This window comes from Actinomadura sp. 7K507 (genome assembly GCF_004348425.1).
Taxonomy (GTDB): domain Bacteria; phylum Actinomycetota; class Actinomycetes; order Streptosporangiales; family Streptosporangiaceae; genus Spirillospora.
In genome coordinates this window covers 20,806-45,715 of record NZ_SMKK01000024.1, presented here as the reverse complement: position 1 = coordinate 45,715, position 24,910 = coordinate 20,806, and the positions used below count along the sequence as shown (strand labels likewise).

Annotated in this window: 19 protein-coding genes; 7 read left to right on the top strand and 12 right to left on the bottom strand. The window is 71.3% G+C overall.

All coding sequences use genetic code 11. The annotated features are described in order from the left end of the window. The first annotated feature begins 37 nt into the window (after window positions 1–37). The 6 genes from E1285_RS45415 to E1285_RS08345 all read left to right on the top strand — a co-directional run bounded on the left by E1285_RS45415 (window position 38) and on the right by E1285_RS08345 (window position 12,895). A complete protein-coding gene (locus E1285_RS45415) occupies window positions 38–1,849 on the top strand; it encodes a DUF6745 domain-containing protein (protein WP_165966511.1) in 1,812 nt (603 codons plus the stop codon). Beyond that, the gene (locus tag E1285_RS08365; RefSeq protein ID WP_165966510.1) at window positions 1,846–3,117 is read left to right on the top strand and encodes a PQQ-binding-like beta-propeller repeat protein; all 1,272 of its coding nucleotides are present in this window, start codon (window positions 1,846–1,848) and stop codon (window positions 3,115–3,117) included. Before E1285_RS45415 ends, E1285_RS08365 begins: the two co-directional genes overlap by 4 nt. Continuing rightward, a complete protein-coding gene (locus tag E1285_RS08360) occupies window positions 3,110–4,408 on the top strand; it encodes a PQQ-binding-like beta-propeller repeat protein (RefSeq protein WP_132149791.1) in 1,299 nt (432 codons plus the stop codon). Before E1285_RS08365 ends, E1285_RS08360 begins: the two co-directional genes overlap by 8 nt. Before the next feature lie 181 nt (window positions 4,409–4,589). After that, window positions 4,590–8,078: a bifunctional glycosyltransferase/CDP-glycerol:glycerophosphate glycerophosphotransferase gene (locus tag E1285_RS08355; RefSeq protein WP_132149789.1), complete on the top strand. Its 3,489-nt coding sequence runs from the start codon at window positions 4,590–4,592 to the stop codon at window positions 8,076–8,078. Between the two features lie 22 nt (window positions 8,079–8,100). Further along, on the top strand, window positions 8,101–11,631 hold the full coding sequence (locus E1285_RS08350) for a bifunctional glycosyltransferase/CDP-glycerol:glycerophosphate glycerophosphotransferase (RefSeq protein ID WP_165966509.1): 3,531 nt from the start codon (window positions 8,101–8,103) through the stop codon (window positions 11,629–11,631). A gap of 49 nt (window positions 11,632–11,680) precedes the next feature. Next, complete coding sequence (locus E1285_RS08345) at window positions 11,681–12,895, top strand: serpin family protein (RefSeq protein ID WP_132149785.1); 1,215 nt, start codon at window positions 11,681–11,683, stop codon at window positions 12,893–12,895. A gap of 12 nt (window positions 12,896–12,907) precedes the next feature. Here E1285_RS08345 and E1285_RS08340 read toward each other — a convergent pair whose 3' ends face one another. The 9 genes from E1285_RS08340 to E1285_RS08305 form a co-directional block, all read right to left on the bottom strand. Continuing rightward, window positions 12,908–13,609 carry a class I SAM-dependent methyltransferase gene (locus E1285_RS08340; RefSeq protein ID WP_132149783.1) on the bottom strand — a complete coding sequence of 234 codons (702 nt, stop codon included), beginning with the start codon at window positions 13,607–13,609 and terminating at the stop codon, window positions 12,908–12,910. Between the two features lie 112 nt (window positions 13,610–13,721). Next, a complete protein-coding gene (locus E1285_RS08335) occupies window positions 13,722–14,525 on the bottom strand; it encodes an SRPBCC family protein (protein ID WP_132149781.1) in 804 nt (267 codons plus the stop codon). Between the two features lie 186 nt (window positions 14,526–14,711). Then, the gene (locus E1285_RS08330; RefSeq protein WP_132149779.1) at window positions 14,712–15,569 is read right to left on the bottom strand and encodes a xanthine dehydrogenase family protein subunit M; all 858 of its coding nucleotides are present in this window, start codon (window positions 15,567–15,569) and stop codon (window positions 14,712–14,714) included. Continuing rightward, window positions 15,566–17,989 carry a xanthine dehydrogenase family protein molybdopterin-binding subunit gene (locus tag E1285_RS08325; RefSeq protein ID WP_132149777.1) on the bottom strand — a complete coding sequence of 808 codons (2,424 nt, stop codon included), beginning with the start codon at window positions 17,987–17,989 and terminating at the stop codon, window positions 15,566–15,568. The genes E1285_RS08330 and E1285_RS08325 overlap by 4 nt, the downstream gene beginning before the upstream one ends. Next, a complete protein-coding gene (locus E1285_RS08320; RefSeq protein WP_132149775.1) occupies window positions 17,986–18,477 on the bottom strand; it encodes a (2Fe-2S)-binding protein in 492 nt (163 codons plus the stop codon). The genes E1285_RS08325 and E1285_RS08320 overlap by 4 nt, the downstream gene beginning before the upstream one ends. A gap of 187 nt (window positions 18,478–18,664) precedes the next feature. Further along, the gene (locus E1285_RS08315; RefSeq protein ID WP_132149773.1) at window positions 18,665–19,372 is read right to left on the bottom strand and encodes a peptidoglycan-binding domain-containing protein; all 708 of its coding nucleotides are present in this window, start codon (window positions 19,370–19,372) and stop codon (window positions 18,665–18,667) included. Then, window positions 19,369–19,494 (bottom strand): hypothetical protein, encoded by a 126-nt coding sequence (locus E1285_RS48110; protein WP_279509897.1) that lies wholly within the window; start codon window positions 19,492–19,494, stop codon window positions 19,369–19,371. Before E1285_RS48110 ends, E1285_RS08315 begins: the two co-directional genes overlap by 4 nt. Before the next feature lie 323 nt (window positions 19,495–19,817). Beyond that, complete coding sequence (locus E1285_RS08310) at window positions 19,818–20,144, bottom strand: hypothetical protein (protein ID WP_132149771.1); 327 nt, start codon at window positions 20,142–20,144, stop codon at window positions 19,818–19,820. Between the two features lie 38 nt (window positions 20,145–20,182). Then, window positions 20,183–21,748: an alkaline phosphatase D family protein gene (locus E1285_RS08305; protein WP_207946474.1), complete on the bottom strand. Its 1,566-nt coding sequence runs from the start codon at window positions 21,746–21,748 to the stop codon at window positions 20,183–20,185. 245 nt (window positions 21,749–21,993) lie between these two features. Between E1285_RS08305 and E1285_RS08300 the strand changes: the two genes are divergently transcribed. Next, window positions 21,994–22,428 carry a cysteine dioxygenase gene (locus E1285_RS08300; protein ID WP_132149767.1) on the top strand — a complete coding sequence of 145 codons (435 nt, stop codon included), beginning with the start codon at window positions 21,994–21,996 and terminating at the stop codon, window positions 22,426–22,428. On the opposite strand, the gene E1285_RS08295 is transcribed toward E1285_RS08300, so the two are convergent. From E1285_RS08295 to E1285_RS08285, 3 genes are all read right to left on the bottom strand, one after another. Beyond that, entirely contained in the window at window positions 22,410–23,108 is a 699-nt protein-coding gene (locus E1285_RS08295; RefSeq protein ID WP_132149765.1) for a TetR/AcrR family transcriptional regulator, read from the bottom strand. The genes E1285_RS08300 and E1285_RS08295 overlap by 19 nt on opposite strands. Before the next feature lie 70 nt (window positions 23,109–23,178). Then, window positions 23,179–23,415, bottom strand: coding sequence for a hypothetical protein (locus E1285_RS08290; RefSeq protein WP_132149763.1), 237 nt, complete (start codon window positions 23,413–23,415; stop codon window positions 23,179–23,181). After that, window positions 23,408–24,799: a PspC domain-containing protein gene (locus E1285_RS08285; protein WP_132149761.1), complete on the bottom strand. Its 1,392-nt coding sequence runs from the start codon at window positions 24,797–24,799 to the stop codon at window positions 23,408–23,410. The genes E1285_RS08290 and E1285_RS08285 overlap by 8 nt, the downstream gene beginning before the upstream one ends. Window positions 24,800–24,910: the final 111 nt, after the last annotated feature.

The following is a 24,910-nucleotide window of genomic DNA, read 5'->3' as shown; positions in this document are numbered from 1 at the left end:
TGTGGTGTCTCGTCCGTCGAAATCCCGAGGAACAACCGTGGCGTCAGAGGGTCTGTTGGGTGTTGAGCAGGGGCGGCTCGTCGAGAGGCTTTGCGGGGAGTGGGAGGTTCGGGTCGCCGAGGCGGATCGGGGGGACGCCGAGCGGGCGCTGGGGGAGGTGTACGACCAGCGGGGATGGGAGCGGCCCAAGGTCGTGATCTGGCTGGATTCTCCGCTGGCGGGTGCTATCGCGGCGCGGACGCTGCTTTACGGGCACCGGTATCTCGACGGCGATCCGGAGGCGGGCAAGGGGTGGGTCGGCGCGGCCACGGCCCGGCTGGACGGGGCGTTCGGGACGTTCGACCGACAGGAGCCCTCCGAGTTCGAGGAGAACCAGGAGTACGCGGCCAGGTGGCGGCTGCCGGACGTGGCTTCGGCCTACAAGCTCGGGTACGACATGGAAGCGCCGGACCTGCAAGCCGTATTCGGACGTGTCGGGGAGCCTGCCTGGGCAGTCAACGGCTCGGTCGCGGTCCGGTTCCAGCAGGAGGCGCTGGGGCCCGGGAACCCCGAACTCTTCGCCCAGGTCAGCGCCGCCGCTCATGCGCGCCTCCTGGAGGGGATGCGGCCGGTGTTCCCCGCGGAGCGGTGGGAGGCGGTGAGCGGCGCGCTGCGCGCCTGCGCGGACGCGCCGCGTCCTGACCACTGGAAGCAGTGGCGGGAGGTGTGGGCGGCGGCGCGCGCGCCGGAGAACCACGCGCTGCTGATCCTGGAGGCGGTGCGACGCGGGGACGGCGGGCCGCTGCTGCGCCTGGCTCCGGCGGTCGGGTGGTGGTGGGCGCTCAACGAAGTGGCGCTGCTGACCCCTCCGCCCGTCGAGGTCCACACGGACGGCTCGGGACGGCTGCACAGCGAGGACGGCCCGGCCGTGCGCTATCTGGACGGTTTCGCGCAGCACTGCTGGCGGGGTCAGGTGGTGCCGCCCGACCTCGTCGACCCCGGGTGGAGCGCCGCCGACATCGCGTACGGCTCCGATGAGGCGCTGCGGGGACGCGCGGCGGAGGGGCTCGGCTCCGCCTCGTACGCGGCCACTCTTCGCGCCGCGGATGTCGTCCCGGATCTGCGGCGTTGCGCGGTGGAACGCCTGGGCTGGGCTCGGTTCGCCGCGGAGGCGCCGCTGGCGCGGGTCGGGGAGCCGGTGGCCGATCCCGCCGATCCCGGCTGCGAGCTGGCGCTCTACGACGTCCCGGCGGCCGTGTTCGGGCGTGCGGCCCGAGTTGTGCTGCGTGCCGGGGGCGGCCGCAGCGGGACCGCGGTGCTGGTGCCCACCGACGCGTCGGATCCGGTGGCCGCCGCGTCCTGGCTCGGGGACGGCGCCCGCGAACCGGCGCAGGAACCGGAGTCGCTGGCGCGCATCCGGCGGAGCGAGCGGCTGCGAGAGGCGCTGGCCTGGCTGGACTTCGAAATGTCCCACGTCTCGCATGTCGAGCATGTCGAAGAGGTTCACTTGGACGGGGGTGCCCGGCTGGAGCCGATCGGCGGGCACGGTACCGGCGGCACCTATTTCCTGTGCGGCGACGGTCCACGCCGCCCGGTGCTGTACGCCGACTCCGAAGGCGGCTACCAGGTGATGGGACGCGACCTCACCGAGGCCCTCGAGTTCATGGTGAGCGCCGACCCCGACGGCGGCGAACCGGAGAAGGCGGACGAGGAGGCCGCGCGGGAGCTGGGCGTGCGGTTGCTGTCAGCGGAGGAGTACCGGGCGCGGCGGCGGCAGGCCGAGGCGATGGCGGCCGCCCTCGTGCCGGTGATGACCGCGGAGGGCAATGCCTACGAGTACCGTCCGACGACGTGGTTCCGGTGCGGGTGACGGATCAACGCCGTCCCTGGGGGTGGGCGGCCCTCGCCGTGGTGCTCGCCTTGCTGCTGACGGTCCGCGCATGCGGCGGCGGGAACAGCACGCTGCGGTGGACGCTGGACGGCCGGACGATCAGTGGCGGTGACTTCCTGCGGCCGACGATGTGGGCGACCGGGCCGACTCTGGCGATCACGCGGGCGCGGGAGGTGACCGGGTACGACGCCGCGACCGGTGAGGTGCGCTGGTCGGTGCCGCTGTCCGGCAGGGTGTGCGCGGCGTCGGCACGTCCGGCCGGTGACCGGGTCGCCGTCCAGTTCGGTCAGGCCAGGCATCGTTGTGACCGGGTCGCCGCCGTCGACCTGAAGAGCGGCCGGAAGCTCTGGGAACAGCCGATGCCCTCCGCCGAGCGTGTGAGGGAGGGCCAGGTCGTCATCAGCGAGGACGTCGTGGTGGTGGACGAGGTTCACGCCACGGCCGCTTTCCGGCTTGATGACGGACGGCCGCTGTGGGACCGCAACAGCCGCGATGTGGATTGCGTGATCCAGGAGCTGGCGAGCGGTCCGGCGCTTGTGGCCGGGCTGTCCTGCGACGCGGACAAGGGCAAGGTCCGCCGCGTGGAGGGGATCGATCCGGACAGTGGCCGGGCCCAGTGGAGTTACGACGTGCCGCCGGGATACGTGGTCAAGGCGATGGTGTCGAGCCGTCCCGTCGTCCTGGGGCTCGATGGCGACGGCTCGGGTGGGGACCGGTCGCGGTACGTGGTCCTCGGCCCGTCCGGCGACCAGATCACGAGCATCGACATCGCCGGCAAGTCCTCGCTGCAGTGCTACCGAGGCCCCGACCGATGCAACAACATCGTGGTCACCGGCGACAGCCTCTACATCAGGGCGAACGTCAGGCCGGTCAAGGACGACAAGGAGCGGATCTTCGCGCCGATCGCCTCCTTCGATCTGGCCACAGGCCGCGCAAGATGGAGCACCGAGAATCCGGGCGGCAACCACCTGTTCCCGATCGGGATGGACGGCGGACGGCTCATCGCCGCCCAGCCCAAGACCGCGGGCGGGGCGAGGGGCCAGCAGGGTGAGCCGCCGAAGCTCGTGGCGGTCGACCCCGCCACCGGCGAGACGTCGATCCTGTGGAGCCTCACCCGCAAGGCCGACTTCCGGGTGCGCAGCGGGGCCGACCGCCTGTACGCGCAAGACCGCTTCTTTCTGTTGAAACAGCTCGTGACAGGCAAGGAAGGGACCGCGTTCCGCGCGTTCGGGAGGCCCGATGAGTGAGAGCGAGACCCGGACGCGGTTCCGGGTGCTCAGGCCGGGCCGCCGTTTCCGGCGGTGGGGGGCGTTTCTCGCCGCGCTTGCCCTCCTGTTCCCCGCCGGCGCGTGCGGGGTCGGTGAGGAGGCGGTGCTGTGGAGCCTGGACGGCCGGGAGCTCAGGGGCGGCGAAGACGTGCTGCCGACGGTCTGGGCGACGGGGCCGACGGTGGCGATCGCCCGGGCGCGGGACGTGGCCGGGTACGACGCCGCGACCGGTGAGCGGCGCTGGACGGTGCCGCTGTCCAGTGAGGTGTGCGCGGTCTCGTCCCGTCCGGAGGGCGGACGGATCGCCGTCCGTTTCGGCGAGGAGCGGATCGGGTGCCATCGAGTCGCCTTGATCGATCTGAGGACCGGCAAGAAGGTCTGGGAGGAGACCATCACGCCCAACGACCCGATCCGGTCGGGTCAGGTCGTCATCGGCGAGGGCGTCGTGGTCGTGGACTGGCGCTACAGCACCACCGCCTTCCGGCTGGACGACGGCAAGCCGCTGTGGACGATCGACAGCCGCGGCGCGGACTGCGAGATCGACGTCCTGTCGGGCGGTCCCGTGCTGCTGGCCGGGCGGACCTGCGAGGACGAGAGCCGCAGCGTGCATCGGCTCGATCCGCGCAATGGCCGCCACGTGTGGAGCTACGACGTCCCTCCGGGCTACGAGGTCGCGGCGATGGTGACGACCCGTCGCGTCGTCCTCGGGCTCCGCGGCAGCGGCCGGGGCGTGTCGCGGTTCGTGGTCCTCGACCCGTCCGGCGCGCCGGTCACGAGCATCGACATGGACGGCGGGGACGAGGTGCGTTGCCACCACCGCCGGGACCTCGATCGCTGCATGAACGTCGTGGTCTCCGACGACAGCCTCTACGCCAGACCGAAGGGGCGGTCCCAGGACAAGGACGCGCGTGCCGCGCCGGTCGTCTCCCATGACCTGAGCACCGGCCGTGCCCGATGGTCCACCGAGAACCCGGACGGCAACCACCTGTACCCGCTCGCCGTCGACGGCGGCCGGCTCATCGCCGCCCAGCCCCGCAAACCGGGCAGCGGCGGCAAGGGAGGCGGTGGTGGAGAGCCGCCCCGGCTCGTGTCGGTCGACGTCGCCACCGGCAAGACGTCGATCATGTGGCGGCTCCCCAGCGGCCTCTACCTGAGCACCAGGTACGGCCGTCAGTACGCGCAGGGCCGGCTCTTCCTGAACGAGACGTCCGTGACGCGCCTCGACGATGACGACGCCGTGTTCCGCGCCATCGCGAAGCCTTCCGAGTAGGGCCGGGCCCGGGGCCGCTCCCGGCGTCCGTCCCGCTTGAAACGCGGGCGGACGGTCACGGGACCGTAAACACGGCGCCAGCCGGGGTCAAGTCTGCGTCAGGGGATGCTCCGGCAATCGCGATGCGTGTTCATGTGGTGGCGTGACGTCACCATGCTCGGTGGGGCGAGGAGGAGGCCCCATGTCCCCGAAGCTCAGCGTCATCGTGCCGTTCTGCAACACCGAGGAGTTCTTGCGGGAGTGCCTGGAGTCGCTGGCGGGTCAGACGCTGCGCGACCTCGAGGTGGTCATGGTGGACGACGGGTCCGCCGACAACGGCGCCGTGATCGCCAAGGAGATGTGCGACCGGGACCCGCGGTTCCGGCTGGTCACGCAGGACAACGGGGGGCCCGGCCCCGCCCGAAACGCGGGGGTGCGGCAGGCGCGGGGGGAGTACCTCGCGTTCGCCGACGCCGACGACGTGGTGGACCGGGAGGCCTACGCGCGGCTCGTCGGGTCGCTGGATCGGACGGGGTCCGACATCGCGGCCGGGAACGTCCTGCGGATGGACGAAGACCGGAAGTGGCAGTCGACCCTGCACGACGGTGTGTTCACCAAGAACTGTTCGAGGACGCATGTGTCGTCCACGCCGGTGCTCATGCGCGACAGGACGCCGTGGAACAAGGTGTACCGGCGCGGGTTCTGGGAGCAGGCGAACCTGCAGTTCCCCACGGGCTACTACGAGGACCCGCCCGTCACCGCCCGCGCGCATGCGCTGGCCCGCTCGGTGGACGTGCTGAGCGACACCGTCTACTACTGGCGCAAGCGGCCTGGGTCCATCACAGGGGACCGCTACGACTGGGACAACCTCACCCAGCGTCTTGCGTCCGCGCGCCTGCTGCGTGACGGGATGGCCGTGTACGCGCCCCGGCTTCTGGACGCCTACGACGAGCACGCCCTCGTCGACATAGAGCTCCACACCGTGTTCGAAGCGCTGCCCAGGACCCAGGAGGCGCATCACGAGGAACTCGTCGCGCTCGGTGCGGACCTGGCGCAGCGGATCAGCCCGCGCCTCCTGAAGAGGCTCCCCGCGATGACGCGCCTTCAGGTGCATCTGCTGGGCCGCCGGATGCTGCCGGAGTTGCTGGAGGTGCTGCGGTTCGCCCACCTCCGGAAGACGGCGGACGCGCCGAGGGTGCGGCGTGGCATCCGGTCCCGGTGGTACGCGGAGTTCCCGTTCTTCGAGGACGAGGAGCGGGCCGTCCCGCAGTACGTGTACGACGTGACCGACGAGCTGACGCCGGTCGCGGCGATCGACCGGGCCGAGTGGGTGGACGGGCGGCTCCGCGTCGAGGGGCACGCCTACATCCGGCATCTGGACTCCTCGACCGAGGACGGTTCCCGCATCCGGGTGTGGCTGGTGGCGGCGAACCGGCGCGGGCTTATGCGGGTGCCGGTCACCCGGGTCCGGAGGCCGGACGTGACCGCGCGGTCGCGGCAGTCGGCGGTCTCCTACGACTGGTCGGGGTTCGTCGCGGACATCGACCCGTCGTCGCTGAAGCTGTTCGGGCGCTGGCGGGACATCGACTGGGTGCCGTGCGTCGAGATCGTCAACCGGGGGCTGCGGCGGCGGTCCACGTTCGACAATCCCCGGCTCACCGGGCGGCAGTGGCCGCGCGACCGGGAATGCGCGCCCGGCGTGCTCGTCCAGGGCGTCGCGGGCAGGCAGCGGTTCGTGGTGCAGGTGAGGCGGGCGGCGGCGGCCGTCGTCGGAGGCCATCTGGAGCGCGGAGAGCTGTGGCTGGACGGCTGGAGCCGCGACCCGCTCGGCGACGAGCCGCGCATCGTCGCCGCGGCGCGGGCGGGACGGGCCACGGTCGCCGGCCGGATCGAACCGGCCGGGTCTCCTGTGGGGGGACGACCCCCCACACCCCATGGAAAAGCGGGGGGCGATGCCTTCCGGGCCAGGCTGCCGGTCGGCGGGCTGGCCAGGCACCCCGGCGAGTGGGAGGTCACCCTGCCGGGCGAGGTCCGGCCGTACCTGGACGAGGACCCGGCGGGCACGGCGTTCCCGATCCCGGGCGGGGAGGTGGAACTCGCCAGGACGCGGCGCAGCACGCTCCGGATCGTCGTCCGTGGACGGGTCCTCGCCGTGGACGAGGTCTCCTGGTCCGCTGACGGCGCCCTTCACCTTGCGGGGGCCTGCGCAGACCGGAAGGGACGTCCCGATGCGCTGGTGCTCAGGCGGCGGCGGTCGTCCGAGGAGCACACGGTCGCGCTGCGCTGGGAAGGTGAGCGGTTCACCGCGGCGTTCTCCCCGTCGCGTATGCGGGTGCTCGGCTTGTCACGTCCGCTGGTCTCCGGCCGCTGGGACGTTCTCGCCACCGTCGGCGGGAAGGAGCAGCCGGTCGTCGTCAGGCGCCACACCCTGCGCGACCTGCCGGAGCCGTTCGAGGCGGGCCTTCACCGGATCACGGTCCGCGCCCACAAGACCGACCAGTTGCAGTTGCGCGTCGAGACGGCTCTGGACGATGACGAGCGCGGAGCCTACGCGCAGAGCCGGATACGGTCCGGGCACTACCGCCGCCACCTGAACCTGCCCGTCCGTGAGCTGGCCGTGTTCGACGCCTACAGGGGACGCCAGTACTCGTGCAACCCGCGCGGCATCTACGACGAGCTTCGCAGGCGTGGAACCGACGTGGAGTGTGTGTGGGTCACCGAGAACGGCCAGTTCGGCAAGCCGGCCGGGGCCCGCACCGTCCTGGCCGGTACGCGGGAGCACTACGAGGTGATGGCCCGCGCGCGCTACGTCTTCGGCAACTGGTCGCAGAAGGAGTGGTTCGCCAAGCGGGACGACCAGACGTACGTGCAGTGCTGGCATGGGACACCGCTGAAGAAACTCGGATACGACGTCAAGAAGATGCCGTACAAGCGCGCCCAGGGCCGTGACTGGTGGGAGTACGACGTCCAGCACTGGGATCTGCTTCTGGCCCAGAACGAGTTCTCCGTGCCGCTGTTCCGGCGTGCGTTCGCCTATGACGGGCCCGTCCTCGAAAGCGGCTATCCGCGCAACGACGTCCTGAACAGCCCGCATCGGGACGAGATCGCGTCGGCGGTGCGGCGGCGCCTGGGCATCCCGCAGGGCAAGCGGGTCATCCTGTACGCGCCGACGTGGCGGGACGACTTCCACCATGCGGTCGGCAGGCGCGCCTTCCGCCTGGAGTTCGACATCGACGGGTTCAGGGCGGCGCTAGGGCACGACCACGTCCTCCTCCTGCGCACCCACTATCTCGTCACCGACCGCCCGAGGCTGCAGCCGGGCGACTGCGTGATGGACGTGTCCGTCTACCCCGACATCTCCGAACTGTTCCTCATCAGCGACGTGCTGGTCACGGACTACTCGTCGTCCATGTTCGACTTCGCCGTCACCGGCCGCCCGATGGTGTTCTTCACCTACGACCTGGAGCGATACCGCGACCATGTGCGCGGTTTTTACTTCGACTTCGATGCCGAGGCCCCGGGCCCGCTGTTGAGCACCTCCCGGGAGGTCGTCGACGCGCTGCGCGATCCGGGCGCGCTCGACACCGGTTTCCGGGACGCGCGCGCGGCCTTCGCCGCCCGGTACTGCCCGCACGACGACGGCGACGCCGCCTCCCGTGTGCTCGACCGGGTCCTCCAGCCCGACCACTGAAAACCCCATCACGGAGCCGCTCGTGTCACCCCAGATAAGCATCGTCGTCCCCTTCCGCAACGCCGAGGACAGCCTGTCCGACTGCCTGGAGTCGCTCGCCGGGCAGACCCTCCGCGACCTGGAAGTGCTCATGGTGGACGACGGGTCGAGCGACGGCGGAGCGGTCGTCGCCAAGGACTTCGCCGAGCGCGACGGCCGTTTCACGCTGCTCCACCCGTCCGCCGGGATGTCGGCCGGGGACAGCGGCGTGGAGCAGGCCGAGGGCCGGTATCTGGCCTTCGTCGACGGCAAGGACGCCGTGCCCCCGTACGCCTACGAACTGATGATCGGCACCCTGGAGTCGACCGGATCCGACCTCGTCGGCGGGAACGTCATGTGCCTTGACGGCACCCAGGTCCGGCAGTCCCCGCTGCACAGCGTGCCGTACGCGATGACGATGAAGTCGACGGACGCGACCCGCCACCCGGCCCTCCTGCAGGACAGGATGGTGTGCAACAAGGTGTTCCGGCGCGCGTTCTGGGACGCGTACCGCTTCAAGGTCCCGACGACCCTCGATGTGCTCGCGGCCTTGCGGACCCACATCGTGGCCTCCTCCGTGGACGTGCTCGACACCACCGTCTACTTCTGGCGCGAGCGTCCCGGGACGGCCGCGCGGGTCCGCCACGAGCCGGCGGACATCACCGAACGGATGGCCACGCACGCGACCGTCCGGAACTTCGTCGGAGACCACGCGCCGGAGTTGCTGGCCGTTCACGACACGTACGCGCTGGACCTGGACGTCCGCGCGCTGATCCTCGCTCTGCCCGGTGCCACCTGGCAGGAGCGGGAACGCCTGGTCGAGCTGGGAGCCGAGGTGGTCGCCGCCGCCGACCGGTCCGCCGTCGACCGGCTGGCCTCGATCAGGCGGCTGCAGACGTACCTGCTCCGCGAGCGGATGCTGTCCGAGCTGCTGGAGGTGCTCCGCTTCGAAGAAGAGGAGAATCTGCAGGACGTTCCCCTCGTGCAGCGCGGCCGTCTCCGGCCGCGCTGGTACGCCCGCTACCCCTTCCTCGACGATGTGGAACGCGCCATTCCGGAGGAGCTGTACGACGTCACCGACGAGATGCTCCTGTGGGCGGACGTGGACCGTGTGGAGTGGGACGTCGACACCCTCATCGTCGAAGGGCACGCACACTTCGACCGGCTCGACGTGTTGTCGGTGACGGACTCCCGCATCCGCGTCTGGATGCGGGACGTCAGGACCGGCAAGGAGATCCGCCTGCCCGTGGAGCGGATCCGCTGCGCGGAGGCGACGGCCCAGTCCGGCCAGGCGTCGGTGTCCTACGACTGGTCCGGGTTCTCCGTGCGGGTGGAGCCCGAATACCTGCTGGACGGCGACGAGTGGCGGACGGCCACCTACGAGCTGTTCGCCGAAGTGTCGACGGCCGGACGCAAGGCCGTCCAGCGGCTCACGGCGATGGCCCCGGCCGTGCGGTGGACGGCCGCGCGGCAGGTGGACGAGCACGTGGCCGTCCAGCCCGCGGCCGGCGACGACGATGTGTTCGTCGTCCACGTCAAGCGCGCCAAGGCCGTCCTCACCGGAGTCCGGCGCGACGGCGACCGGCTGGAGCTGACCGGCTGGACGCGGCGGGCCCTGGGCGCGGGGGCCGCCATTGTCGCGGCCCGCCGGCACGGCGGCGCGGAGGTCCGTGGTGAGGTGACGCTGCGCCAGTCGGCCGTGCTGCGCATGGCGGAGGGCACCGGATTCGACTTCAAGGCGACCCTCCCGATGGGGGAGCTGCTCTCGGTCCGGGACCAGGGCGACCACGAGTACTCCTGCAGCGCGCACCTCCTGGACGCCATCGACTGGGACATCAGGCTGACCGGCGAGGGCGGGCCCCTGAGACTCACCGTCGCGAGCAACGTCGCGGCCGCCCGGTACGTCCTTCCGGCGGGTCCGGGGAGCGGCCGCGAGTTCGCCTTCACGCGCACGGCGTTCGGCAACCTGCGCGGAGTCGAGCGCAGCTGCCGGCCGGTGGTGACCGCGGCCGAGTGGGACGCCGGCGGGCCTCTCACCCTGACCGGTGACTTCGCGGACCCCGAGGACCGGCCCGGCCACTTCGTCCTGCGGCGGCTCCGGTCGGGCGACCACCATCCAGTCCCCGTCACTTGGGACGGCGACCGGTTCACCGCCTCGTTCACGCCCGCGACGATGGCCGTGTTCGGGACGGACCTGCCGCTGCGCAGTGGCACCTGGGAACTGGTGGCGCGCGCGCGTTCCGGAGAAGTGGCCGTCGTCGTCGAACGTGAGTCGATCCCCGAACTGCCCGGTAGGCAGCACCAGGGGACGCACGAATTCGAGATCGACGTACACCAGACCGACGCGCTCCTTCTCCACAGCCGCCCCGCCCTGGACGACGACGAGCGCGGCATGCACGCGCAACGGCTCCTCCAGCAGCGGGACTACCCCGTCTACCTGCGCAGCCCGCTCGCGGACGTCGCCGTGTTCGACAGCTATGAGGGCACCCAGTACAGCTGCAACCCAAGGGCCATCTACGAGGAACTCATCCGGCGCAAGCCGAACCTGGAATGCGTCTGGGTCTCCAGGGACGGCCAGTTCGCGGTCGACGGCAAGGCCCGCACCGTCCTGGCCGGAAGCCGCGAGCACTACCGCGTCCTCGCCCGCGCCCGCTACGTGGTGACCAACTTCGGGATGCCGCCCTGGTACACCAAGCGCGACGGCCAGACCTACATCCAGACCTGGCACGGCACCCCGCTGAAGCGTCTCGCCCGGGACCTGAAGGACATGCCTTACCGGCGCACGGAACGACTCGACCGGATGGACCGGGAGGTCCCCCGGTGGGATCTGCTCCTGTCACCGAGCCCGTACGCCACCCAGATCATGCGCCGCGCCTTCCAGTACGGCGGGGAGGTCCTGGAGACGGGGTACCCGCGCAACGACATCCTCAGCACGCCCGAGTGGGAGAGGATCGGGTCCCGCATCCGCAAGCGCCTGGGGATCCCCGACGGCAAGAAGGTCGTCCTCTACGCGCCCACCTGGCGGGACGACCGGCACCACGCCGTCGGCAGCCACGGATTCTCCCTGGAACTGGACGTCGAGACCATGCGGCAGACCCTCGGCGACGACCACGTTCTCCTCCTGCGGGCCCACCACCTCGTTACCGACCGGGACGGCCCCACCACGGGTGAGTTCGTCATCGACGTGTCCCGCTACCCGGACATCGCCGAGCTGTACATGGCGGCCGACGTGCTCGTCACCGACTACTCGTCCGCCATGTTCGACTACGCGATCCTGGGCCGCCCGATGGTGTTCTTCACCTACGACCTGGAGCGCTACCGCGACCATGTGCGCGGTTTCTACTTCGACCTGGAGGCCGAGGCGCCAGGCCCGGTGGTGACGACGTCCGCGAAGGCCGCCGAAGCGGTCAGGGAGGCGACCGGCGGCGAGGAGCGCTACACCGACGAGTACGACCGCTTCTTCGTGAAGTACTGCCCGCACGACGACGGCCAAGCGGCGGTCCGGGTCGTGGACCGCATCCTCGGTCAAGCCTGAGCGTCACTAGGCTCTGCAACGGTGAAGGAGGCTGAGCAGAGGAGCGGGCATGACCGGTGACGCCGTCCGTGCGTCCAACGCACTGAGCGCCAGGTGGGTCTGGGACGCGTGCGACGGAACGACCACGGTCCTGTCCGGGGCCGGGGTGTGGCCGCTGCTGGCGCTGCTGGCGCCCGCGGCGCGGGAACCGGGGCGCGGTGAGCTCCGGCAGGCCATCGGCGTCGAGGCCGCCGGTGCCGGCGGGCGCGCCCGCGAGCTGCTCGCGATCATGGACGGCAGCACCGCGGCGACCGCCGCCCTGGGCGTCTGGGCGCATGCCGGGCTCCCCGTGGAGCCGGGGTGGCGCGGCGCCGTCCCCGAGGCCGCCTGGGGCGAGCTCACCGGTGACCAGTCCGAAGACCAGGCGCGGCTGGACGCGTGGGTCCGCCAGAACACGCGCGGCCGCCTGCAACGGCTGCCGATCCAGGTGGTGCGGGACGCGGCGCTGGTGCTGGCCACAGCGCTCACCATCGACACGGCGTGGCAGCAGCCGTTCCGGGATACACCGCTCACTCCGGAGAAGGGACCATGGGCGAAACGTGCACGGGAGCTCGCAGGGCTCTCCCGCATCACCCAGGACGTGGACCAGCTCGCCGTCGCGGAGACTCCGGCGGGCCCGGTCACGCTGCTGACCGTGCAAGGGCAGGATGACATCGACGTCCAGCTCTGCTTGGGCGAGCCCAGTCTTTCCGCACGCGGGGTACTCGCCCACGCGATCGCGGCGGCCGACGGCGACTACCCCGTGCACCGGGGTGACGAACTCCTGAAACGATCCCGGGCCCGTCAGACACCCGGTCTCAAGGTGAGCAAGTTCTCCTCCTTCACGCCCGGCAACATGCTGAGCGTGATGACCGCGCGCTTCGACATCACCGCCAAGCACGATCTGCTCGCCCGCGCCGGTCTTTTCGGGCTGGCAACCGTCTCCACCGAGGCCCCCGAGGGACATTTCCCCGGGATCAGCCGGGCCCAGCTGGCGATCGGTCAGGCCGCCCAGGAGATCACCGCCGCGTTCAGCGCCGAGGGGTTCAAGGCCGCGGCGGTCACCGCGATGTCCATGAACGTGACCGGGGCGCCGATGGACGAGGCCTACTTCCTCTCGATCGCCTTCGACCGGCCGTTCGGTTTCGTCGCGCGGCACCGGCCGACCGGCCTCGTCCTGCTCGCCGGGTGGGTCGCCGAACCCGAGGAGTGGCCCGAGGACGTCCCCACATCGGCCGTCTGGTGACTCCGGCGGGCGTCAGCCGGGGCGGCGGGCGCGGGCGAACAGGCGGGTGCCGGGGCAGGAGGAGAGCGGCAGGCGGCGTTCCAGCGCCGCGGTCAGGCGCAGCGCCTCGTTGGCGAGCGGGTGGAGCGGGGCCAGGTCCTCGCGGCGTCCCGTCCGGTGCCTGAGACGGCGCAGGACCGGCCGGAGCAGGACGCCCCTGCTCCACGTCCGCTCCAGCACCAGCCCGGCGCCCTCGACGAGCTCGGCGAGCGTGCGGCGCGTGTAGCGGCGGACCCGCCCGAGCGCCACGTCGTGCGCCGACCACAGGGCCATGTCGCACGGGACGGACAGCAGCGCCATCCCGCCCGGCTTCAGCACCCGCGCGATCTCCGCCGCCGCCCGCTCGTCCTCCTCTATGTGCTCCAGGACGTCCAGCGCCAGCGCGAGGTCGTACGCGCACGGTGGAAGCGGCAGGTAGCGCGCGTCACCCTCGTACGCCTCGACGCCGTGCGCGCGCGCCAGCGCGACCGCGTCCGGGCTCAGGTCGATCGCGGTGGCATGCCAGCCGTGCTCGGCGAGGACCCGGGAACCCGTACCCGCCGCCGCCCCGATGTCGACGGCCGCCCCCGGCACGCTGAACCGCAGCACCTCCGCGGACAGGGTCGCGCGGCGCTCGCGGTACCACCAGTTGTCGTCCTCGATCCGCGCGATCCGCTGAAGCTCGATGGAGTCCACGAGGGACAAGCCGACGGCATCCCGGGCGGCACTTTCCACCGGAACCGCCGCCGGCGGCGAATCGTTGACCGTCGTTTGACCAGCTGACCGGCGTCTGGCGCCGGGCCGGACCTCAGCGCTTCTTGCGGCGGCGGCGGAGGAAGCGGAACACCACCAGCAGCGTCACCAGCCCGCCGACCGCCGGGGCGGCCCGCTTGGCGACCGACGGCCCGGCGACCTCCAGGAGGTCGATCGCGTCGTCCTCGCGCGCGACCCGCAGCGGCCTGTCCCGCTTCTCGGCGGGCGCGGCGGCCGGGGTCTGCGGTGCGGCCGGGGTCTCCGCTGCGGCGGCGGTCTCCGGCGCCAGGTCCGGCACGGGCGCGACGGCCTCGGGGGTGGCGGGGCCGGGCTTGTCCTCGGGCTCCGGCTTCGCGGTCTCCGCCGCGGTCCCGGTCGCGTTCCCCGCGGCGGGCGCCGCGGCCGGGGACGCGCCGGACGACTCCAGCTCCTCCTCCAGATTCTCGGCGAACCGGGTGATGATCTTGGAGCCGACCTCGGACAGGATGTTGCGGCCGAACTGCGCCGGACGCCCCGTCACGTTCAGCTTGGTGTGCACGGTCACACGGGTCGTGCCGCCCTCTTCGTGCAGCGTCGCCTGGACGGTCGCCGACGCCGTCCCCGAACCGCGGGCCTCCTTCGCGGACGCCTCCAGCGTCACCGTGCGGGACGACTCGTCGGCCGAGACGATGCGCGCGGAGCCGCGGTAGGTGATGGTCATCGCGCCGACCTTCACCTTCATCCGGCCCTTGAACTCCTCGCCCTCGACCGAGTCCAGGGTGGCGCCGGGCATGCACGCCGCCACGCGCTCCACGTCGAGCAGCACCGCCCACGCCTGGTCCACCGGTACGGGGACGGTGAAATCGTGGTCGAGTTCCATGATCAAATGTCCTTATCGTCCGGAGACCTATGCCGCGACCTTATGGTGGCCGCCCTTCCCGTCGCCAGGGGCCCGCCCAACCCGGTCCGGGACCTGCGATCGTACCGCCCGGTACCCGGCGGCGAGGCGACCATGCGGCCGGATCTCCGAACGGAGACCCGGCCGCACGATCATCGGACGGGCCGGTCAGCCGCCGGACGCCGCGCTCAGCGCCCGCGCGGTCAGCACCGTCGCGAGATGCGTCCGGTACTCCGACGACCCGTGCAGATCGGTCGGCGGCTCGGTGCCCGCGGCCGCCTGCGCGGCGGCGGTCCTGAACGAGTCCTCCGACGCGGACTGACCCCTGACGGCGATCTCCACCGCGCTCGCCCTGACCGGGGCCGGCCCCATGTTGGTCAGCGCGACCCGTGCCTCCTCGATCCCGTCACCATTGCGGCGGACGGCACACGCGACACCGACGATCGCCCACGCCTGCGCCGTCCGATGGAACTTCTCGTAGTGCACGCCCCAGCCGGAACCCAGCTTCGGCACGCGGATCCCCACGAGCAGTTCGTCCGGCTCCATCGCCGACGTCATCCAGTCGACGAAGAACTCCGACGCGGGGATCTCCCGCTCACCGCCCGTGGACCGCACGAGGAACACCGCGTCCAGCGCCAGCGCGACGGCGGGAAGGTCACCCGCCGGGTCCGCGTGCGCCAGCGACCCGCCGAACGTGCCCCGGTGCCGGACGGCCGGGTCGGCGACCGTCTCCGCCGCCCGCGCGAGCAGCGGGACGTGCTCGCGCACCAGCGGATCGCGGATCACCTGGTGGTGCGTCGCCATCGAGCCGATGACCAGCGAGCCGCCCTCGTCCCTGATCTCCCGGAGCGGGTCGAGCCGGCCGAGGTCGATCAGCGCCTCCGGGATGGCGAGCCGCATCCGCAGCAGCGGCATCAGGCTCTGCCCGCCGGCGAGCACCTTGGCGTCCTCGCCCGCGTCGGACAGCGCCCGGACGGCGTCGTCGACCGAGGCGGGCCGCGTGTAGTCGAACGTCGCGGGGATCACTGTGCACCTCCGGCCGAGCCGAGTCCGCCACCGGCACCGGGATCGGCCGCCCCCGGTTTCGATTCGCCGCGCACGGCGCGCCAGACGCGTTCCGGCGTGCACGGCATCGGGACGTCATGCACGCCGTGCGGGCGCAGCGCGTCCACGATCGCGTTGACGACCGCCGGGGTCGAGGCGATCGTGCCCGCCTCCCCGACGCCCTTCACGCCCATCGGGTTGGACGTCGCCGGCGTCTCGGTCCGGTCGGTCGTGAACGTGGGCAGGTCCGCGGCCGACGGGATCAGGTAGTCGGCCATCGTGGTCGTGGTCAGGTTGCCGTCCGCGTCGTACACGGCCTCCTCGTAGAGGGCCTGCGCGATGCCCTGCGCGAGGCCGCCGTGCACCTGTCCCTCCACGATGAGCGGGTTCACGACGTTGCCGACGTCGTCCACGGCCACGTACTTGCGGAGCTTCACCATCCCGGTCTCCGTGTCGACCTCGGCGGCGCACAGGTGCGTGCCGTGCGGGAAGGAGAAGTTGTCCGGGTCGAACGTGGCGTCGGAGTCCAGCGAAGGCTCGATGCCGTCCGGCAGGTCGTGCGCGGCGAACGCGGCCAGCGCGACCTCCTGGATCGTCTTGCCCTCCTCCTGGACGCCGCGGACGCTGAACCGTCCATCACCGAACTCGAGGTCCTGCTCGGACGCCTCCAGCAGATGCGCCGCGACCTTGCGCGCCTTGTCGACCACCTTCTCGCATGCCGAGTACAGCGCGACCCCGCCCACGGCCAGGGAACGCGAACCGTAGGTGTCCATGCCCTTGTGCGAGATGGCCGTGTCGCCGTGCAGGACCCGCACGTCCTCGAACGGCACACCGAGCCGGTCGGCGGTGATCTGCGCCCACGCCGTCGCGTGGCCCTGACCGTGCGGAGACGACCCGGTGACCACCTCGACCTTGCCGGACGGCAGCATACGCACCGCCGCGTGCTCCCAGCCACCCGCGCCATAGGACAGCGAGCCCAGCACACGGGACGGCGCGAGACCGCACATCTCCGTGAACGTGGACACCCCGATGCCCAGCTGGACCGGATCCTGCCGGTCGCGGCGGTCGGCCTGTTCGGCGCGCAGCTTGTCGTACTCGAACAGCTCCAGCGCCCTGTCCGTCGCCGCCTCGTAGTTGCCCGAGTCGTAGGTGAGACCCGCGATCGTCTCGTACGGGAACTCCTCGTGCGCGATCCAGTTGCGGCGCCGTACCTCGATGGGATCGACGCCCAGTTCGGCGGCGAGCTCGTCCATCATCCGCTCGATCGCGTACGTCGCCTCCGGACGCCCCGCGCCCCGGTAGGCGTCCGTGGGCGTCTTCGTCGTGAAGACCCCCGTACACGTGAACGACAGGGCGTCCATCTTGTAGATGCCGTTGAACATGAACGCGCCCAGCAGCGGGATACCCGGAGTGACGAGCATGAGGTACGCGCCCATGTCGGCGAGCAGATCCACCTTCAGGCCGCGGATCCGCCCGTCCCGCTCTGCGGCGAGCGTGAGCCGCTGGATCTGGTCGCGCCCGTGGTGGACGGTCATGTTGCCCTCGCTGCGCGACTCCGACCACTTGACCGGACGGCCGAGCCGGCGGGCGAGCAGCAGCGCGATGACCTCCTCCCCGTACACCTGCAGCTTGGAACCGAAGCCGCCGCCCACGTCCGGTGCGACGACCCGGATCCGGTGCTCCGGGATCTCGGTGACGGTGGCGAGCATCAGCCGCAGGATGTGCGGGATCTGCGTGGCCGAGTACAACGTGAAGTCGTCCCCGTCCGGGACGCACAGAACCGACCGCGGCTCCATCGCCGTCGGGATGAGCCTCTGCTGAACGTACTTGCGCTCAATGACGACCGGGGCGTCCCTCATCGCGGCGTCGAGATCCCCGTTCTCGAACACCCACGTGTAGGACTTGTTCGTCCCCAGGTCGTCGTGGACGAGGTCGGCGCCCCCCGCTATGGCCGCCTCCATGTCGACGACCGCTGGCATCGGCTCGTAGTCGACGTCGATCTCTTCCAGGGCGTCGACGGCCGCGTACTTGTCGCGCGCCACCACGCACGCCACCGGCTCACCGACGTACCGGACCTCGTTCACCGCCATCGGCGGATGCTCGGGATGCTTCATGTCGTCGGTGACGACCCACGCGCACGGCAGCGACCCCTGCTCCCCGGCCAGGTCCTCGCCGCTGAACACGGCGACCACTCCGGGAAGGCCCTTCGCCTGGGACGTGTCGACGCGGGAGATCCGCGCGTGCGCGTGCGGGCTGCGCAGGTACGCGACGTGCAGCGTCCCCGCCGGCGTCATGTTGTCGGTCCACCGGGTCCGTCCCGTGATGAGCCGGGCGTCCTCCGACCGCTTGCGCGGGGAGCCGACCTCCCGCGTGGTCGCCGCGTCGCCCTCGACCGCGGTCATGGCGTCACCTCCTGCCCGGCGGGGTCGCGCATCTCACTCGCGGCGCGACGGACGGCCTTGACGATGTTCTGGTAGCCCGTGCACCGGCACAGGTTCCCCTCCAGGCCCTCCCGGACCTCCTCGTCGGACGGGTCCGCGTTCTCCCGCAGCAGATCGAGGGACGCCATGATCATGCCGGGCGTGCAGTAACCGCACTGGAGCGCGTGCTCCTCGTGGAAGGCCCGCTGCATCGGATGCGACTGGCCGTCGACGCCGAGGCCCTCGATGGTGGTCACGTCGCTGCCGTCCGCCTGGACGGCGAGCACGGAGCAGCTCTTCACGCTCATCCCGTCCATCAGGACGGTGCAGGCTCCGCAGTTGCTGGTGTCGCAGCCGACCGGGGTGCCGACCTTCCCCAGCCGTTCGCGCAGGTAGTGAATCAGAAGGACGCGTGGTTCGACGTCGTCTTCATACGTCGAGCCATCGACCTCGACACGGATACGTGGCATGTGCTTCTCCCAGGGACGTCTCGGGGTGGACTGCGAGAGAGAGACGTTCCTGGCGGGGCTCGCTGGTCTGGCCACGTCATCGGGGCCCACCTCCGTGGAAGGCGACCATACGAACCTATTCCGCTGTTGAATGCCGTACTAGCCCCCGGCGTCGGTTATTTACCGACGTCTGGGCCAACGATGGCTCCTAGTGCACGCGGAGAAGAACAGGCCAGGTCTTCGGCCCGACGATGCCGTCGTCGGAGACGCCGCCCCACCGCTGTACCGCCTTCACGGCGGCCTCGGTCGCGTCGTCGAACCGTCCGGTCATGCTGACCTCCGGGTGGCTGCGCGCCTGCAGCAGCCCCTGAAGGCTCTCCACGTGCTCGCCGCTGTCGCCCTTGGTCAGCTCCGGGAGCTTCTTCACCATGTCCTCCGTCCAGTTGCCGCCGCCGTAGGCGGGACGTCCGTAGCCGGCGATCACGCCGGAGCCGCGCACGCGGCGCTTGCACGCGTTGTCGGTGTTGGCCTCGATGGTCTGCAGCCGCCCCCCGCCGAGGACCTTCTCGACCACGCCCACGTGGTCGATCGCGCCGATGCTGTTGCTTGAGCCCCAGTCGAAGAACACGATGTCGCCCGGCTCGGCCTGGTTGACGCTGGCGGTCGTCCCGCCGTGCCACCGCCCGATCTTCCGGAAGTCCTCCGCGTGCCAGACCGTGTAGGCGCGGTCTCCTCCGGGGAGGACGGCGTCCGCGTTCCCGCTGTGCCGCGCCCAGTACGTGACGGCCATGTCGCACCAGGCCGCGCTGAGGAACTCGTCCCCGTGCCTGGACGCGTACTCCTTGGTGATCTTGTTCGGGCGGCCCGACATCCCGAGCGACTTGCGGGCCTCGGCGATCATCCCCGCGGCGCTCATCTGGTGTCCTCCCCGCGGAAGACCCCGTAGGCGTCGGGTTCGCCGTACAGTTCCCCGAGGACCTGCTCCTCGTCGGGCTCGGTGGGCCGGTGGACGCCGGGGTTCACGTCCACCTCGTCCATCTGGGCTGCTTCTGTCGCGTCTGTCCGGTGTTCCGGGGTCACATGCTGCTCCGGGAGCGCTCGCCTCGGCCGCCCCGTTGCGTGGGCGACTCCCCACCGACGGTAATGGGATCACCTCATACTTCTCCGGTTTTCGTCCCAAAACCCACCCAACGGCTGTGTCACCCTCCCTGCCGGGTAACAGCCAGGCCGGGCGGGCGACCAGTGCGGATTCCGGGGTAGAGGGCGCGTATGTTCTTCTTCTTCTCTTCTCGGCTGGGTTGTCTGGGATCGCTGGCCGTGACGTTCGTCCTCACCTGGATCGCGTACCTGATCCTCAGCCGTTAGAGCTTGCACGCCTCGCGGATCTTCTCGGCCGCCTCGGCGAAGCGCAGCTGCTCCTCGCCCGACATCTCGTTGCCGCCGCCGGAGTCGAAATCCTTTCCGCCGGAGTCGATGACCGTGTCGACCTGTTCGGTGAGCTCGTCGTCCTTCAGATCGGGCCGGACCTCGCGCAGAGCGGCGAGGACCTGCTCCGCACTCGGGTCCGCCGTCCTGGACAGGGCCGACGAGATCTTCGCGCAGTCGGCCTTCCGGTCCTCGGCGCCGTTCGAGCAGCCCGGCAGGACGAGGACGAGCGTGACGGCCATCAGGGCATATGCGCGTTTCACGCCGACGATGGTGCCATGCCCGCCCCGGAGCCCGGTCCTCAGCGGCGGGGAACGAGGGCCTGCGTGTGGAGGGCCTTGCCGTCCAGATCCCGGAGACTGACGGTCAGAGTCGCGGTGTGCGCGTCGATCTCCACGTCACCGAAGAACTGGTATCCGTCGGCGGGCGACGTGTTCGCCTGCGGCGGCGCCTGGACGAACCTGAGCTGGGGACCGAACGTCCCGTCGAGCTCGTTGGGTCCGAAGCCACCCGCGTTCAGGGGACCTGAGACGAACTCCCAGAAGGGGTCGAAATCGGAGAAGGCGGCCTTCGACGGGTCGTAGTAGTGGGCGGCCGTGTAATGGACGTCGGCCGTGAGCCAGACCATGTTCCGGACGCGGTGACGCTTGGCGTAGGAGAGCAGATCGGCGATCTCGCGTTCGCGGCCCAGCGGGGCACCGTCGTCGCCCTGGGCGGTTCCCTCCTGAGCGGTGCCGTCGGGGACGATCAGGCCGATGGGCAGGTCGGCCGCCATGACCTTCCATGTGGCCTTCGAGCGGCGGAGTTCACGCTTGAGCCAGGCCGCCTGCTCCGCGCCGAGCAGGCCGTGCCTCTCCGTGGGGGAGGTGTTGGCGTCGTTCGCGTTCTTGTAGGACCTCATGTCGAGCATGAAGACGTCCAGCAGCGGCCCGTACGGGATCCTCCGGTAGAGGCGGCCGGAGCGGGCGGCCCTGACCGGGGTGTACTCGAACATCGCCCTGCGGGCGCGGGCGGCCAGGACGTCCACGCGCTTCTCCGTGTACTCGGGCAGGTCGAGGATCTCGCCCGGGTACCAGTTGTTGACGGTCTCGTGGTCGTCCCACTGGTACAGCATCGGGACGTGGGCGTTGAACGCGCGGAGGTTGGCGTCCTCCAGGTTGTAGCGGAACTGTCCCCGGAACTCGGCGACGGTCTGCGCGACGGCGGACTTCTCCGGGGTCACGATGTTGCGCCACGTGCGGCCGTCCGGAAGCTTCACCGTCTCGCTGAGAGGGCCGTCGGAGTAGACGAGGTCGCCGCTGCACAGGAAGAAGTCGGGGTCCGTGGCGCCCATCGCCTTGAAGATGCGGTAGCCGCCGAGGTCAGGGTTGATGCCCCAGCCCTGGCCGGCGAGGTCGGCCGACCAGACGAACCGGATGTCGCGGCGGTTCCGGGGGTGGTCGCCAGGCGCGGTGCGCAGGCGGCCCGTGACCGGTTCCGAGACGTCCCGGTGGCGGTCGAGCCCGGCCAGCCGGACGCGGTAGTGCAGTTCCTCACCGGACGGGAGGCCGCGCAGGAGCGTCTTGCCGGTGAGGTCCGTGTCCGGGGTGAGGACGGGCCCGCGAACCGTGCGGGCGTTCCGGAAATCGGGGCGGCGGCTCACCTCCACCAGCATGCGGGCGGGACGGTCGGAGCGGGCCCACACCACGCCCTCGCGGGCGGTCACGTCTCCGCTCTGGACCCCGTGGGTCAGCCGCGGGCGGCCCGGCCTGAGCAGCGCCGGGCTCGGCACGGGGCGGGCGGAGGCCGACCCGCCGCCGGCGAGCAGGGCGACGGCCGCCCCGCCGGTCGTGACTAGGCCACCGCGCAGCACGGTTCGACGGTCCACTTCGGGGCTCCGTTCCTTGATCCGATTCCGTGGGCATGCTCTCCGGGCCGGGCGGACACCGCGTGGCGTTCCGGTGATCAGCTTGACAACCCTTGGTTACCGAGTGTCTGCTTATACGCATGCCAGCGCGAGTCTTCCTCGACAGCCCCGTGGCCCTGGGCCGCGTGGCCAGCGCGCTGTGTCCTTCGTGTTGTCGCTGATCCCTGACCCTTTCCAGCCGACACACGTACCCGAAGGACCTTTCCGTGGTTCCCGATCTCACCATGCGTGGCCAGGACGATCCGCACGGCCGCGCGACCACCGCTCACCCGCCCACCATCGGGCAGCTCGCCGGCCTCGTCCGCGACCTCGCCGGACGTCCCGAGGAGTGGTGGCGGCTCGTCGGCTTCGACGCCGTGCGGCCCGTCCACATCCGGCTCGACGGCCAGGCGTGGCTCACCACCTGGCCGCCCGGTCACGGCGGGCCGGTCCGCGGGCAGGTCAGCACGCTCGTCGCCGGTGAACTGGCCGAGGTGACGATCGCCGAAAGCGGGGTCACCGAACGGCCGCTGCGCGCCAACCGCGTCCGGGTGCACGGGGGAGCGGCGCACGCGCTGACGAACCCAGGCCCGGCCTTCGCGGTCAGCCTGCACGCCGGAGCCCCGGCGCCCCCAGACCCCGGTCAGGACTCCGAGAGGTAGGGCGACGCCGCTTCGCGGCCGACGAGCGGGAGCAGCACGAAATAGGTGAGAGACGGCAGCAGCGCCGGCAGCTCCTCCGCCTCGCCCGTCTCCGTCTGGACGTGTATCGCGCTGTAGATGCCGCCCACGATCGCGTCCACCACGGCGACCGGCACGGGCGCGAGGGACGGCGCGTCGAAGAACGCGCGGAACCGGGCGAGGTTGCCGATGCGCGCCTGCCTGACCTTCGGGCCCGCCGCGTTCACCTCGACCAGCGAGGCCCGCGCGAACCGCGGCTCGCGGGCCAGGGCGGCGAGCATCGTGCGCAGCGCGGCGTGGATGCCGTCCGGCCAGGTCGGCGCGGCCTCGTACACCTCCGTCATCCGGGCGAGCAGGATGTCCATGCCGCGCTGGTAGGCGGCGAGGAAACAGTCGTCCAGGTCCGTGAAGTGCGCGTAGAAGGTCTTCTTCGTGACCCCCGCGGCGTCCGTCACGCTGCTGATCGTGGTGTGGGCGAAGCCGCGTTCCGACACCACCTGGACGAACGCGTCGATGAGCCGCTCACGCTGGATGCCGGCGACGGTCTCGGGGGACAGGCCGTGCCGTCCCGGCTTGATGGCGCGGTCCGGGTCCAGCGCGGAACGGGAGCCGGGCAGCACGTCGGTGCCGCTCGTCTCGGGCGTGCCGGGCTGGCGTGACATCTGACCTCGCTCTGATCCCCTGTCGTCGAGGTCAGGTTACTTCCCGTCCGCGGTGCGTGGGCGCGCCGGGTCAGCGCAGGTCGCGGCGTCGCGAGCGGGTCAGGACCCGGACGGTCCCGACCAGGCCGAGCCCGATCAGCACCGCCGGGGCGAGCGTCGTCGGGGCCAGCATCCGTTCGTCGGTCAGGCCGTCGGCGAGGAACAGGGCCGCGACGACGAGGAAGAACAGCCCGGTGACCGGCCCCGCCGGGTCGAACCGGCGCCGCCGCTTCGCCATGTCGCTTCCGCTCGCCTGCCGCTCAGCCACGGAGCACGTCCACGTCTCCGACCTTCCCGCGTATCCGCAGGTCGATCACCGGCGGGTGCCCGTCCGGTCTTCCCTCGGGCTCCATGACCTCGGTGCTGGTGACGTTCGGGCCGCTGATCGTCTTGCTGCCGACGCGCAGATCGCCGAGAGTGATCTGCGCGTCCACCATGACGCGGGCGTTGGACGGCACCCTGATCTCGAGCCCGCCGAGCATCACCTCGGCGTCGATCGTGACGCGCTGCCCGGCGGCGACCGGGAGGGAGGTCAGGTCGAGCGTCCCCTGCCCGACGCCGACCCTGTACTGCTGGGCGGTCTGGGCGGCGTCCACGGGACGCCACTCGACCTCCCCGTACTCGGCGTTGCGCGGCAGGTCGCCCGCCACCGACGTCGTCAGCATGGCGAGGGACAGCACGGTGCCGGCGGTCGCGAGCCCCGGCGTCCGGAGCCAGCCGCCGAGGACGAGCCCGAACCCGACGACGGCGAGCGCGGGCGCCATGACGATCAGCCACGAGTCCGGGGCGGGGTAGGCCTGCGCGACCGGGATCATCGCCCCGCCCATGGCCATGGCGGCCAGCAGCGTGATCGCCGTCGTGGGGGAGCGCTTGCAGCCGTCCTGCTTCGCCGGTGCCTTCGCGGACGGCGCGTCGTCGTCCACCTGGGTGTCGTCCTGGGCGGCCGAGTGCGCGGCGCTGTAGGCGGCGAGGTCGATCATGCCGTCGGGCAGCCGCCCCCCACTCGGCGGGGGCGGGACGTCCTCGTAGGTCCGGGTGTCGGTGTGCTGGGGGCCCGCGTCCTTGTACGTGGAGGCCGTGTCCTTGTACCCCGTGTCCTTGTACCCCGTGTCCTTGTACATGGAGACGCTGCCGACGGTGACGGTGTCGGACTGGGTCCACGTTGCGGACGGCTCCGGCGGATGCCCGGCGAGCCGCTCCGGGACGGACCTCGCCGCGCCCACCAGGTTCACGCCCCGCGAGTGCGCGACGAGCAGCACCAGCCCGAACAGCACCAGGACGCCGATCGCCTCGGTGGGAACGCCGCCGAACAGGCTGAACACGACACCCGCGCAGAGCAGCGCGCCGAGAATCGTCATGACCGCCGCGGCGTCGAACCAGCGCTTGAAGAGCTGCTCCGCGAGCGACGTCTGGCCGGGGCTCGCGGGCATCAGCAGGGCCGCCGCGACGTAGAGGATGACGCCCTGCCCGTGCGCGAGGACCAGGAGGCCGAACCCCACGCGGTATACGACGGGATCGATGCCGGTGTAGCGGCCGAGCCCGGTGCACACGCCGGCCAGCACGCGCCGTTCGGCGTCCCGCGCCAGCCGCTCGTAGCCCCCGGCGCCCCGGTCGCGGTCCGCGCCGTTCCTGACGTCCTGCTCCTCGCTCATGGTCCCATCGTGACGTGCCGCGTCCCGGGCGCGGTATCGGGGACGTCCCTGACCCGACCCTGAGTAAGCCTGGGGGTGATGCCCTGATGCGGTTCGCGGCAGGGCGTGTGA

Excerpts from the sequence above, each read along its gene's own strand:
- E1285_RS08360 (WP_132149791.1), top strand. The coding sequence starts at position 3,110 with ATGAGTGAGAGCGAGACCCGGACGCGGTTCCGGGTGCTCAGGCCGGGC.
- E1285_RS08355 (WP_132149789.1), top strand. The coding sequence starts at position 4,590 with ATGTCCCCGAAGCTCAGCGTCATCGTGCCGTTCTGCAACACCGAGGAG.
- E1285_RS08345 (WP_132149785.1), top strand. The coding sequence starts at position 11,681 with ATGACCGGTGACGCCGTCCGTGCGTCCAACGCACTGAGCGCCAGGTGG.
- E1285_RS08335 (WP_132149781.1), bottom strand. The coding sequence starts at position 14,525 with ATGGAACTCGACCACGATTTCACCGTCCCCGTACCGGTGGACCAGGCG.
- E1285_RS08325 (WP_132149777.1), bottom strand. The coding sequence starts at position 17,989 with ATGACCGCGGTCGAGGGCGACGCGGCGACCACGCGGGAGGTCGGCTCC.
- E1285_RS08320 (WP_132149775.1), bottom strand. The coding sequence starts at position 18,477 with ATGCCACGTATCCGTGTCGAGGTCGATGGCTCGACGTATGAAGACGAC.
- E1285_RS08315 (WP_132149773.1), bottom strand. The coding sequence starts at position 19,372 with ATGAGCGCCGCGGGGATGATCGCCGAGGCCCGCAAGTCGCTCGGGATG.
- E1285_RS48110 (WP_279509897.1), bottom strand. The coding sequence starts at position 19,494 with ATGGACGAGGTGGACGTGAACCCCGGCGTCCACCGGCCCACCGAGCCC.
- E1285_RS08295 (WP_132149765.1), bottom strand. The coding sequence starts at position 23,108 with ATGTCACGCCAGCCCGGCACGCCCGAGACGAGCGGCACCGACGTGCTG.
- E1285_RS08285 (WP_132149761.1), bottom strand. The coding sequence starts at position 24,799 with ATGAGCGAGGAGCAGGACGTCAGGAACGGCGCGGACCGCGACCGGGGC.